The 12,882-nt window shown below is 49.9% G+C and carries 11 protein-coding genes; 5 read left to right on the top strand and 6 right to left on the bottom strand.

Annotated elements, in window-relative coordinates; translation table 11 throughout:
- Positions 1-14: 14 nt before the first annotated feature.
- The 3 genes from CX664_RS04100 to CX664_RS04090 all read left to right on the top strand — a co-directional run bounded on the left by CX664_RS04100 (position 15) and on the right by CX664_RS04090 (position 5,376).
- Positions 15-2,369 (top strand): alpha-galactosidase, encoded by a 2,355-nt coding sequence (locus tag CX664_RS04100; RefSeq protein ID WP_101745502.1) that lies wholly within the window; start codon positions 15-17, stop codon positions 2,367-2,369.
- 175 nt (positions 2,370-2,544) lie between these two features.
- A complete protein-coding gene (locus tag CX664_RS04095; RefSeq protein WP_101745501.1) occupies positions 2,545-3,168 on the top strand; it encodes a TetR/AcrR family transcriptional regulator in 624 nt (207 codons plus the stop codon).
- A gap of 1,080 nt (positions 3,169-4,248) precedes the next feature.
- Positions 4,249-5,376, top strand: coding sequence for an RNA-guided endonuclease InsQ/TnpB family protein (locus CX664_RS04090; protein WP_101745500.1), 1,128 nt, complete (start codon positions 4,249-4,251; stop codon positions 5,374-5,376).
- Between the two features lie 100 nt (positions 5,377-5,476).
- Here CX664_RS04090 and CX664_RS25535 read toward each other — a convergent pair whose 3' ends face one another.
- The 3 genes from CX664_RS25535 to CX664_RS04070 form a co-directional block, all read right to left on the bottom strand.
- Entirely contained in the window at positions 5,477-6,064 is a 588-nt protein-coding gene (locus tag CX664_RS25535; protein ID WP_180966371.1) for a hypothetical protein, read from the bottom strand.
- A 738-nt stretch (positions 6,065-6,802) separates the two neighbouring features.
- The gene (locus tag CX664_RS04075; RefSeq protein WP_101745497.1) at positions 6,803-7,033 is read right to left on the bottom strand and encodes a hypothetical protein; all 231 of its coding nucleotides are present in this window, start codon (positions 7,031-7,033) and stop codon (positions 6,803-6,805) included.
- A gap of 96 nt (positions 7,034-7,129) precedes the next feature.
- On the bottom strand, positions 7,130-7,591 hold the full coding sequence (locus CX664_RS04070; RefSeq protein WP_101745496.1) for a recombinase family protein: 462 nt from the start codon (positions 7,589-7,591) through the stop codon (positions 7,130-7,132).
- Between the two features lie 72 nt (positions 7,592-7,663).
- Here CX664_RS04070 and CX664_RS04065 point away from each other — a divergent pair, with 72 nt between their 5' ends.
- Both CX664_RS04065 and CX664_RS04060 read left to right on the top strand, forming a co-directional pair.
- On the top strand, positions 7,664-9,253 hold the full coding sequence (locus tag CX664_RS04065) for an ABC-F family ATPase (protein ID WP_101745495.1): 1,590 nt from the start codon (positions 7,664-7,666) through the stop codon (positions 9,251-9,253).
- Positions 9,254-9,783: 530 nt separating this feature from the next.
- A complete protein-coding gene (locus CX664_RS04060; protein WP_180966370.1) occupies positions 9,784-10,116 on the top strand; it encodes a helix-turn-helix domain-containing protein in 333 nt (110 codons plus the stop codon).
- Positions 10,117-10,154: 38 nt separating this feature from the next.
- Here the strand turns inward: CX664_RS04060 and CX664_RS04055 are convergent, their stop codons facing one another.
- The 3 genes from CX664_RS04055 to motA form a co-directional block, all read right to left on the bottom strand.
- Positions 10,155-10,820 carry a pseudouridine synthase gene (locus CX664_RS04055; RefSeq protein WP_101745493.1) on the bottom strand — a complete coding sequence of 222 codons (666 nt, stop codon included), beginning with the start codon at positions 10,818-10,820 and terminating at the stop codon, positions 10,155-10,157.
- A gap of 103 nt (positions 10,821-10,923) precedes the next feature.
- Positions 10,924-11,877 (bottom strand): flagellar motor protein MotB, encoded by a 954-nt coding sequence (locus CX664_RS04050; protein ID WP_101745492.1) that lies wholly within the window; start codon positions 11,875-11,877, stop codon positions 10,924-10,926.
- Complete coding sequence (gene motA, locus CX664_RS04045; protein WP_101745491.1) at positions 11,877-12,746, bottom strand: flagellar motor stator protein MotA; 870 nt, start codon at positions 12,744-12,746, stop codon at positions 11,877-11,879. The genes CX664_RS04050 and motA overlap by 1 nt, the downstream gene beginning before the upstream one ends.
- Between the last annotated feature and the right edge of the window lie 136 nt (positions 12,747-12,882).

Here is a 12,882-nt window from a genome sequence, read left to right as displayed (position 1 = left end):
AAAAGAAATTATTTGTGATTGCAGTCAATAATGATGAGCAGATTTTTCATCTGCAAACCCTGAACAGCAGCTATGTTGTACAAGTATCAGACGCTGGCCATTTATTAAATCTCTATTATGGTCAACGTCTGGAGCATCGGGACAACCTGTCGATCCTTGATCATTCGTATCAGGTCAAGCTCGGCTCTACCACGGCTTACTCCTCAGAAGATGAGCGTTACTGCCTGGAAACCCGGAAACAGGAAGTGAGCACTTCTGGCAAAGGCGATTACCGTGAATCCAGTCTGCATCTTATTTACACAGATGACGGGAGCAGTACATCGGATTTTGTGTTTGATCGATATGAATTGAACAGCAACAAACCCTGTCTGGATGGGTTGCCACAGACGCACTCACCCGCCGATGGCGATCAATCGTTAACCATCGTGCTTCGGGAGAAAATCAAACCGGTAGAACTGCATCTGCACTACACCTGTTTTGCCCGGCAGGATGTGATCTGTCGCAGCATGGAAATTATTAACCTGGGTTCAACACCGGTGGTGGTTGATAAAGCCTGCAGTATGAATCTCGACCTTTCCTCCCCGGCGTTTGATGCCCTTCATTTAACCGGGAAATGGATTGCCGAAGGGCAGCTACAGCGCCACGCTCTTTACAAGGGAGTGTTTTCTATTGGCAGCAACCGTGGTGTCAGCAGTGCCACCCATAATCCCTTTATGGCTCTGGCTAAGCCAGGCTGCGGGGAAATGACCGGCGACTGTTATGGCTTCAGTCTGATTTACAGCGGCAATCACAAAATCACCACTGAAGTGTCGCCCTACGACCAGACCCGCATAATGCTGGGTATTTCTGATTTTGACTTTCGCTGGTCACTGGCGGAAGGGGAACGGTTCACCTGTCCTGAAGCTGTCATGACATTCAGTCATCAGGGCCTTGGCAAAATGAGTAATAATTTCCACCGGATAATCAAGACACATTTGATTCCCCAGCCATGGCAGAATAAAGCACGCCCGATTCAGGCAAATAACTGGGAAGCCACCTACTTTAACTTTGATGAAGGCAAGCTGATGAAGCTGGCCAGAAAAGCAAAAGATCTTGGTGTTGAGCTGTTTGTTTTAGACGACGGTTGGTTCAGTAACCGGAATGATGAAACATCCGGCCTGGGTAATTATGTCGAGGATAAAAAGAAACTGCCCGGCGGGCTGGCAAGAATCTCCCGGAAAATTCGTCAGCAGGGGCTGCAGTTTGGCCTGTGGGTTGAACCGGAAATGGTCTCTGAAGACAGCGATCTTTTCCGTCAGCATCCCGAGTGGGCGGTTATTTCACCTAAGAGACAACCCTCTCTGGGGCGGCGTCAGCTGCTTCTGGATATGTCGAACCCTGAGGTTATTGACTACCTGTATCAGCAACTGGCGGATGTATTTCGTCGTGCAGAAGTCAGCTATGTGAAGTGGGATCATAATCGTAATTTCAGCGATGTTTATTCAAACCATTTGCCGCCCGACCAGCAATCCGGCTTCTATCATCGTTATGTACTTGGGCTCTACCGCTTGTTATTTAAACTGAAAGAGGCGTTTGGGGAGGTTCTGTTTGAAAACTGCTCCAGCGGTGGCAATCGCTTCGATCTGGGAATGACCTTTTTTATGCCCCAGACTTGGACCAGCGATAACACAGATGCCTATGAGCGGGTTGCCATTCAGCAGGGTTTCTCTTTACTGTATCCGCAATGCTGTATGAGTGCCCATGTCAGCGGGCATCCATCTCACCAGATGTTGAGGCATACGCCGATTGAGTCACGTTTTAATGTCTCCTGTTTTGGTTTATCCGGCTATCAACTGGATTTAACCAAACTGACCACCTTTGAAGAAAAGGTGATTATGAAGCAAATCCGCTTCTATAAGCAGCACAGGATGTTACTTCAACAGGGGGATTTTTATCGCCTCTCCATTGATAGTGGCAATCAGCAAACCGCCTGGATTGTGGTCAATGACGATAAAACCGAAGCCGTGGCGGGTTTCTTTCAGGGACTTCAGCAAGCCAATCCCACACTGAAAACCCTTAAACTGCCAATGTTGAATACCGATGGGCTTTACCAGGTAACCAGCAGGGAACAGTTTCACAATATTCGTCAGTTTGGCGATCTGGTGAACGAAGAACTGCCTTTGAATATCAAAGACCGGGGGATTTTACACGGTATCGTTGCTAACCGGGTTCTGCACCCAAGTAATAACGAAACCTACACTCTGTATGGTGACCAGCTGCAACATCTGGGCATTCCGTTAAAGAGTCAGTTTACGGGCACTGAAATGTCTGAGCAGGTGTCGCACATTGGTGATTTTGGCACCCGGCTTTTCCATATCAGGCAGCTGTGATGAGATACATGGCCATGGTATTTTAATGTCGCAAAAGCCCGTTGCCCGAAAAAGACAGGCTGCTTGTGCTTTTGCGGCCAGCAGCCAGCTTCCTAAACACCCGGCGCAGTAGCCCCGGAATACCAACGTATCAAAAAACCAAAATGACCGCCGATGCGCGCAAAGAGTGACCAAGATGGATTTACAACAAGTGACCAACCGGCGAAGTCCCGCACAGAGTAGAAGTCGGGCGAGAGTCACTGTCATTCTTCAGGCGGTTAAGTCGCTGATTGAAGAAAAAGGCATTGGTAATCTCAAGATGACTGACATTGCCAAACGGGCCAATACCTCATCCGGTTCTATTTATCAGTACTTTTCAGACAAAGACACTCTTATTCTTTCTCTTGCTGAGCACTTTATCGATCAGATCCATGCCATCCTCGACAGCAACCTTGCCGAACTGAAAAGCTTCAGCGACATTACGCGGGTTTTTGAGAAAAACTTTGATGATATTTACCGGTTGCACAAAAACGAACCGGCACTGAGGGAGATCTGGTTTGACTCCATTAACCCGGAGCTAAGCAAACTGGCGATCAGGGACTGTGAAATTAACACCGACAAAATTTACCACAAACTGCTTGAGCTGGGAGAGCCGGAAGACCGGGATCAACTCAAACGCTATATTTTGCTGCTGACCACTCAGTTTGCTGCCGCAATGAGACTGTGTTTTGCCAGCGATGCGGGCACTCCTGAGCAGTTCAGGGATATTTTCATTGATATCATGGTGTCCAGTGCGCCCGGGTATTTTAAGTCATGGTAAAGAATACTTTGTGGGGGCTTCATGACTGAACGACATGAGTTTATCAATCAATGCGCCAACGACGGGTTGATAGTAACCGTGATTTAAAAAGCGGGTTCTGGCATCGACCATCATTTGGTCATCACCGGGGTTTTTACCGAATCTCCGCGTAAAGCCTCGCCCAATCGGGCGGGGATACAAGTGCGCCGTGTAAACGGTGTATTGGAGTGCCACAAACGTGGCTGAGATTGCTGGTATATCTCATACCTACTGTAGTTAGGTACGCCTGGTAACAGGCTGAAATCCTGAAAAGGAGTGCTGAACATAGCACCTACAGAAAAGGCTGAGCAAAGGGGAGCAATCCGAACGATGCCGGTCAAGGTAATGTGCCTACGGTTAAGACCATACTGTTTAAACTCTAGCCGTGGCATTTCACCGCACCCGCAGCCCATGATTGCTACTGAGCTGCGCCGACCCTTGAGAGACCTCTGCTTGTATGGGGTCAGTGACAGCAAATCTCAACCAGCAGGGTCGGGCCACCTGAGATCAGTGCAGGATAAATGGCGGACAGGGAACCTAAGGGCACAGCATCTCTTATGCACTGGAAACATGGGATCGCCTAAGCTGGTCATTGACTTGTATGGTGACAGAGTCCCCGTAGTACCCAATGTCAGGCTGTAATGGTACTGGCAGCCGGTAAACAATCCGGCCTATCCGGATGGTATAAGCAAGCAGTGATGCGAGTGAAAGCCGAAAGGGAGAAGGGGGAGGGGAGGCAGTGTTGTGTGATCTTTAATTTTCAATGGTAATGGATAGTGAATATGCTTTCCGGAAAAACACAACGAAAATTAGAGGGACTTGAGACTTGTACTGCACGCTGGCAAGCTGCCAGACAACAGGTACAGTCCTCGTAACAGCATGGAGAGCAGTGTGCAGTGAAAGTTGCACGCACGGTTCGGAGGGGGGGAAACGGCAACCTGTTTACAGGAGCACGTTCCCTACCCTATGCGACCAGTCCGATAGGACTGGGGGTGAGATGGATTCCGTAACCAATGGTTATTATTCGTTGTATGTTTACAGAGTAGGTGGTACTTTGTAAACATGAAACTAAAACGCGCCTACAAAGAACGATTCTACCCAACACCTGAACAGGAAATACTTCTTGCTAAGTCATTTGGCTGTGGCCGTTTTGTTTATAACAACACCCTCCGTTTCCGTACTGATGCCTACTACAAAAATGGGCAATCTATCTCCCATTCCGAGGCAGAAAAGCGGCTTGTGTCGCTCAAGACAGAGTTCCCATTTCTGGCTGATGTATCCAGCGTGATCCTGCAACAAACACTGAGGGATCAGCAAGAAGCCTTCAAGAACTTTTGGGCTGGCAGGGCGAAATACCCCAAATTCAAAAAGAGACATTCGAGGCAAAGTATACGACTGACAAAGGCCGCTTTCAGTATGAAAAAAGGCCAACTGTTCATCGCCAAAAGCAAAGAACCGCTGAATATCCGCTGGAGTCGGCCCCTGACTTCTGAGCCTTCCAGCATCACCATCAGCAAAGATCGGGCAGGCCGGTACTTTGTTTCCATGCTCTGCGAATTTGAATCAAAACCAATGCCTGTTTCCAACAAGACAGTAGGCATTGATTTAGGTTTAACCGATCTGTTCATCACATCGGACGGTAAAAAATCCGGCAATCCCCGCCATACCCGACGCTATGAGCAAAAGCTCGCCTATCTTCAGCGTCAACTGGCTAAAAAGCAGAAAGGCAGTAACAACCGAGCCAAAGCAAGGCTCAAGGTTGCCCGTGTCCATGCCAAAATAGCCGACTGCCGGATGGATGCTACCCACAAGGCATCCCGTACACTCATTAACGAAAACCAAGTTGTGTGCGTTGAGTCGTTGAATGTGAAGGGCATGATCAAAAATCCAAAGCTGGCGAAGCACATCGCAGATGCCAACTGGGGAGAGTTTGTCCGACAGTTAAAGTACAAGTCTGAATGGGCTGATCGTACTGTGGTTGAGATAGACCGCTTTTTTCCCAGTTCCAAGCGGTGCTCCTGCTGTGGGTTTGTCCATGAAAGTCTACCGTTGTCTATCCGTGAATGGGATTGCCCTGAGTGCAAAACCCATCACGACAGGGATATAAACGCCGCAAAGAATATCAGAACCGCCGGACTGGCGGGGTTAGCCTGTGGAGCGACGGGGTCGCCTAGACTGGAACGGGGATAGCGGCTTAAACCGCTATCTAGGGAAGGCGTGTTGAAGCAGGAAGGTTCTTGGAGCGATCTAAGAACCCTCGCCCGATAGGGCGGGGAGTGTCAGTCTCTGCTTAGGAGGAGCATTCTTGTAGCGCTCCCTTTGGCGCTCTGTAAGCGGGATCTTCACAAAGTTTTTTCCGGCGCTCCCTTTGGCGCTCCCTTTGGCGCTCCCTTTGGCGCTCCCTTTGGCGCTTCCTTTGGCGCTCGGCGTAATCGGGATCATTCTTGTAGCGCTCCCTCAGGCGCTTCCTTTCGCGCTCTATGTAAGCGGGATTTTCACAAAGTTTTTTCCGGCGCTCCCTTTGGCGCTCCCTTTGGCGCTCTGCGAAAGCGGGGTCATTCTGGTAGCGCTCCCTTTTGAGTTTTCTTTCGCGCTCTACATAAGCGGGATCTTTGCGTCGCTCCCTTTGACGCTTCCTGTTGCGCTCTGCGTAAGCGGGATCCTTACGACGCTTCCTTTGACGTTCCCTGTTGCGCTCTGCGTAAGCGGGATCCTTATGACGCTTCCTTTGGCGCTCAATTGGTAAGAGGCAACTTTCATAAGACGGCTCAACTTCTGCATGGGCTAAATCGCCTGATGAATCAATTTCACACCTTGCAGAAGTGCGGGTTTGGTATTGGCTATGAAACGCAGGGTGTTCTGTGCCAAACCCTCTCACTGCAAGAAATGCGTGTTGTTGAAGCTGCAAACTACCTGGTTGAGGTATAGTAGTCGCAATGGGTGCTGTTGATTTTAAAGCTGTTGATTTTAATAAAGTATCAACACACTCTTGATCAGAACTTTTTACCGGTTGATGAAGGTTGTTTTCAACAACTGATGAGCTTTGTGAGGTTGATTTACCTGAATCTAAACTGGACTGGATCGAAAAACGTTCATTATCAGTAATATATTTGGAAGGGTGATCATTATTCTGAAACTTTCTTCTAACCGTTAAGTCAAATGTCAGAGCTTCTTCAGTACAGCCATCAACGATCACTACTGACCTTTTTCCCAGCCGGGAATCATCAAATGGATTATGAAAAGGCATCGTTGGCCGTTGAAGGAAGTTTTCAGTAATTTCATCAGCACGCATAGCACATAGAATTTTAGCTGCTTCTACAACTTCACGTGAGACGGCCAGACCTGATGCGCCAGACTCAGAAAAAGCCGTATCTTGAAAATAAGAAAAGCTAGAAGAAGCTGTATTTAATTGAGCAGAAAAAGTAGGACTATGCATTGAATTCTTGAATTCTTGAATTTCAGCTAAAGACCTCTTTTTTTTATAAAAGTTCCTTCCTGACAACCGATTCAATATTTATGTTAACCAGGCATAGGGATTTGCTCTGGCTATTATGGATATGTGCCAAAAAATTCCACTACAAGCTGGAGATAGTCCTTGTCTTCAGTGGGTACAATATCAGGCCTGAAGGCGCTTTATCTCTTCCTCAAGTTTCTGGGAAGTCTGTATCAGGGCAGCCACATTAACACCAGAGATAATGGCAGCCTGTACCTGTTCCAATGCCGATTCCTTTTGCCTGATGTCAGCAAGCAGGGTTGCCTGATCTTGCTTAACAGCAAATGGCTTGATGACCTTCATTTTCCGAGTCATGCGGAACACGCAGTCAAGCAGGTGCTTGAATGGTGGCATGTTGCATTCATCAGAGCGATCCTTCTGCGGGCCTGTTTTTCACCTTCGATTACCCAACGGCGCTTCTCGCCTTTCGTCTCAAGCAGGCGACGGGATTTATTCGCTGATTCTGAGTATGCCTAGCGTTGCCAGACGAATGACCGATACCAGATCATTAAGGGCTTTGCGGTCGAGGAGGAGCTTCTCCGAATCAACGTACAGGGAAACTCCGGTCTGGACAATTTCCCGAACGAGGCTATATCTATCGTCGAAGCCTTTCCGGCTGAGTCGGTCGGTATGTTCCAGAAAGATTACATCACCGGCTTTGATTTCACCTGTATTGATAGCGTGGAGCAATGCCTCAAGCCCTGACCGTTTTTTATTCCTGTAACCGGAAACACCAAGATCAGAAAATGTTTGGTCGGAGAAGGTAAGCCCTTCCTGTTGAGCGTATGCACGGGCGGCGGCAGTTTGACGGCGAACTGTATCACCATCAATCTGGGAAAGCATGGAGCACCTTTGATAACTATAGAGGCGCGGCACGACCTTCGCTCGCCCTGTCTGGGCAGGTTGTGTCATAGTTGCCGTTTACCTATTAATGATTGTGGTTGGTCTGGTCAGACAGATCGCCAGAGAGGATAGCAAAAGGTTATGCTGATAACTTCTAACGTGACCATGCAGTTCGGTGACAAGCCCCTGTTTGAGGATATATCCGTCAAGTTTGGCGAAGGTAACCGTTATGGACTCATTGGTGCCAACGGTTGTGGTAAATCGACGTTCATGAAAATTCTGGGTCGAGAGCTGGAGCCAACATCCGGCACTGTCAGCAAAGACCCCCATGAACGTATGGCCAAGCTGAGTCAGGATCAGTTTGCCTATGAACACTACACGGTGATCGATACGGTGATTATGGGGCATGCCGAGCTCTGGAAAGTAAAAGCCGAACGGGATGCTATTTACGCCAAAACTGAAATGACCGAAGAAGAAGGCATGCGGGTTGCCGACCTTGAAGTTCAGTTTGGTGAGATGGATGGCTATTCCGCTGAAGCCCGTGCAGGCGAACTGCTGCTGGGGCTGGATATTCCCATTGAACAGCATTACGGGCTGATGAGTGCCGTTGCGCCGGGCTGGAAGCTGCGTGTGCTGCTGGCCCAGGTACTGTTTGCCGACCCGGAAATCATGCTGTTGGACGAACCCACCAACAACCTCGATATTAATGCGATCCGCTGGCTGGAAGAGATCCTCAAGCAGCGTGACTGCACCATGATCATCATCTCTCACGACCGTCACTTCCTGAACAGTGTCTGTACCCACATGGCGGACCTGGATTACGGCAAGCTGCAGTTGATGCCCGGTAATTACGATGAGTATATGACCGCAGCCACTGCGGCCCGGGAGCGCCTGCAGGCCGATAATGCCCGCAAAAAAGCCCAGATTGCCGAGTTACAGTCCTTTGTCAGCCGCTTCTCTGCCAATGCGTCCAAAGCACGACAGGCGACTTCCAGGGCCAAACAGATCGATAAGATTCAACTGACAGAAATCAAACCTTCCAGCCGCCAGAATCCGTTTATCCGCTTTGAGCAGGAGAAGAAGCTGTTCCGTAATGCGCTGGTGGTGGAAAAGCTAAGCCAGGGCTATGAAGAAGATCTGTTCAGCAAAGTCAACCTGATGGTTGAAGTGGGTGAGCGTATTGCCATCATTGGCCAGAACGGTGTCGGTAAAACCACATTGCTGCACACATTGGCAGGCAACATGGAACCGCGTACGGGTACTATCCAGTGGTCAGAAAATGCCAATATCGGTTACTACGCTCAGAATCACAGTGCTGACTTTGATATGGATATGAACCTGTTCGACTGGATGAGCCAGTGGATGAAGGAAGGCGACGATGAACAGGTGATTCGTGGCGTGCTGGGCCGGATGCTGTTCTCCCAGAGCGACCTGAAAAAATCCGTACGGGTTATTTCCGGTGGTGAGCAAGGCCGTATGCTGTTTGGCAAGCTGAGCCAGCAACGCCCCAATATTCTGCTGATGGATGAGCCAACCAACCACATGGATATGGAGTCCATCGAGTCACTGAACCTGGCGTTGGAAAACTACAAAGGCACCCTGATTTTTGTCTCCCATGACCGTCAGTTCGTCTCATCGCTGGCTACCCGGATTATCGAAATCAAGGATACCGGTATTGTCGACTTCCACGGTACTTATGATGATTACCTGCGCAGTCAGGGAATTGAGTAACTAAATAATTCCGACATTTGATGCGCACTCTCCGCTCACCCTGAGCGCCCTTCGGCTCCGCTCAGGATGCACGGACGAAGGGTACTTGCTGCGATCTATGTCAGCACCGATATCCACCAACAATTCGTAGCGTTCTTTGTTCAACATGACAGGCCTCCAGAATGTTGGTTGTGGCACACAGGGTAGCTTAAAAAAAACCAATTGCCAGCGGATGGCCGCCCCGCAGCATGACACACTTGTTTATTTATATTGTTAACTGATCTTGTTTGTCTTGGCTCAGACAATAGGGCTAAAGCTGCTGAAACAATACAGGGTGTTGCTCAAAAAAATACCTGTTTTTCTTGCGATCCCAAAACCCTCGACTATGTTTTTCAGGCAAGAAAAAACCCGGCTCGAACGGAGGTGGCACTCCTAACCGGGTTTCACTTCAAACAATGAGCTGATGCTCGCGGAGCAGTATAGCAATGATTTCGTTCGCCTACACAATTGGAGCGGTAAAATTGATTAAGGTGGAACTGAATTTTAACGGCATGGAAAATCTGAGCACGACACAAAAACTCTTATTGATCGTGCTGGCCAGCTACGCCAATAGTGAAGGGGAGTGCTGGCCCAGTCAATTGAGGCTGGCTAAAACATTGGGAATCAATCCTGCCACAGTCAATCTCGGCCTGAAAAAACTGGAAGCGGAAAAACTGATCGAAAGCCGCCCGAGAAAAACCATCAATGGTGGCACCGCCAGCAAAATATACCGTATGTTGTTCGAGCCATTCATGTTCCGTCAGGTACAGGAGCAACGTTACAACTGCTTCGGCCAGCGGATCGACGACCCGCGTATGGCTGATACGTCATGGGCCAGCGAGTAAAGAAACACCCTCAATGTAGAAAGCCGTGAACAGCTGGCTTAAACCGAGAAAGGCGCTTCCGACACAAACACCATTGGCTCCCCGGTTAAAGGGTGAGTAAAGCCCAGTCTTGTGGCATGCAGGTTCAGGCGTTGACTGGCCTGCCGGGCAGCCGGGTGGGCATAAAACTCACAGCCCAGAATGGGGTGGCCAAGTTCAGCCAGGTGAACTCTTAACTGATGGGAGCGACCGGTCACCGGTTTAAGCAGTACCCGGTCAAATGCCGGTCTCTGATTGTCAATCACTTGAAAGTGGGTCAGTGATGGTTTGCCCAGTTCATGGTCAACTATCTGTTTCGGCCGGTTTGGCCAGTCACAGCGCAGAGGCAGCTCTACTTTTCCTTCCGGCTGCGCAAGTTTTCCCCACACTTCGGCAATATATTCCTTGGCAACGGTACGGTCCTGAAACTGACGGCTTAAGGCACGATGGCTGTCGGCATCCAGTCCGAAGACCATCAGGCCAGAGGTAGACATATCCAGCCGATGGACGACACGGGTTTGCGGGTTGATGGTCTGCAGCCGTGACAGTGCGCTGTCGTTATGATTGGGTGGCTTGCCGGGAACACTGAGCAGGCCTGCCGGTTTATTCACCACAACAATGCACTCATCGCGGTAAAGCTCCGACAATGGCTCGTTGCAGCAGGGGACAATAAAAGTATCATTCATGGGCCGATTATCGGGATAAAGTCCTGTTAAGTCATCTGGGGATAATGCGGATGCCGCTCTGAACGCTCATGCTCCTGCAGGCGCTGGAAATGTTGAAAGTTGTTCACTTTGAAGGTTGCGGATAGCGATTATCCCGGGCCTGCTGAATGGCTTTATCCATGTCCGATGAAGGCACCGGTGGGGGGGCTTTTTCTGTATGCCGTTTGTGCTGGAACTGCTGACTCAACGATCTGGCATCTTGTTGGGGAACCAGCATAAAGTCGACCCGGCGGTTTAATCCTGACTCCGGATCCAGCCCCGGAATAGGCTGGTTTGCCCCCATGGCTGCTACTAACAGTATCTGATCTTCCGGCACTCCGGTGAAAACAATGACTTTCCTGACTGTTTCGGCCCGTTGTCCGGAAAGCTCCCAGTTTTTCCGGGTGGATTCCGGGGTATTATCAAGGTCAGAACCAATGACACCATCGGAGTGCCCGGTAATAATGATTTTGAAGGGCAGTTTTGCCAGCACCTGGGCCAGGGCGATTAGAAAATCTTCATAAAATGGTACCAGGTGCCTGCTTCCCTGTGGAAACATGGGACCGATTCTGGCCTGAGCCAGTGTCATAAGAATCATCCTGGGCCAGGCCCGCAGCTGAATGTCTTTTGCCTTGATGGCCTGTTCTTTCGGCAGTTTGGATAATCCGAGCACAATGGCAGCGATGCCCTCGGCACTGGCAGTGTTATGACCGGCAAGCTCAATACCCGTCATACCGGAGGGCTTTGGCCGTATCTGCACTGGTATTCCCGGTAATATCGAGCGCTCTCCCTGCATCTCCACCGGCGAGTTACTGCTAACACGGTTGAGAAGACCCGGATTGGAAAAATAGGTGGCAATGGCTTCCTTTTGCACGGGTGTAGTCGCGGCCACCAGCCAGAGCACCAGGAACAGGGCCATCATGGCCATGGCAAAATCGGCAAAAGCCACTTTCCAGCTGCCGCCATGGTGCGCATTGCCGTTGGCAGTGCGCCCCCGACGGACCACAATCGGCTGATTGCTCTCTGGAGCCCTGGCCATTAATGGCTAGCCCTCAGGGATTGCAGCAAATCCTCCAATTCCGGGAATGTAGGGCGTAACTCTTTATAAAGCAGCCGCCGCCCTGAATCCACGGCGGTAATCGGTGCCAGCCCTGAGTGGCTGGCAAGCAAAGTCATTTTGACACATTCAAACGCCAGCATTTCACTCTGCTCAGTACTTTCCAGCGCTGCGGCCAGGGGGCCAAAAATACCGTAGCACAGCAATATACCCAAAAAGGTACCCACCAGTGCTGCTGCTACCTTGACCCCAATCAGCTCTACCGGCCCATCCATCGCACCCATAGTCACCACGATGCCCATCACCGCGGCCACAATACCAAAGCCGGGGCAGGCATCAGCAATAGTGTTCAGTGCTTTTGCCGGGCGTTTCAGATCCTCTTCCAGGGTTTCTATCTCACTTTCCATCAAACCTTCAAAGGCATGTCCGGGCATACTGCCCATACCGGTAATCCGTAAATTATCGGTGATAAAATAGAGCAGTCGTGGATGGGATATGATGCGCTGATAACTCTGAAACAGCTCACTGCTTTCCGGCGTTTCAATATCGTCTTCAATGGCGTTCACGCCCTTTCGATGCCGGGTTTCAATCAGGCGGAACAGCAGGGCCAGCAAATCCATAAAGAAGGCTTTGTCGAACTCTTTATTTCTGATCAGTACGTATTTCAGATGAGTGAGGGTCATTCTCTGGACAGTGGCCGGGTTGGAAATCACAAAAGCACCGATCGCGGCACCGAGGATGATAAGAATCTCAGGGGGTTGCCACAGTGCCAGCAGCTTGCCGCCGGCCATGACAAACCCGCCAAAAACACTCAGAAACAGGATGGCAAAGCCAGCGACTCTCAATAGCATGCAAAACTCGGTACGTTGTTAATACTAAAGATAAAACCTTGCCACGGAGACACGGAGACACGGAGAAAAGAAAAAATCTTTTCCTCTGTGCCTCCGTGGCAAAAAATCCGTGCCTCCGTGGCAAAAAAGAGGAAGT

The organism is Endozoicomonas acroporae (assembly GCF_002864045.1).
GTDB lineage: Bacteria > Pseudomonadota > Gammaproteobacteria > Pseudomonadales > Endozoicomonadaceae > Endozoicomonas > Endozoicomonas acroporae.
Note: the sequence above shows the minus strand (reverse complement) of the source record. Positions and strands in the feature narration are given on the sequence as shown.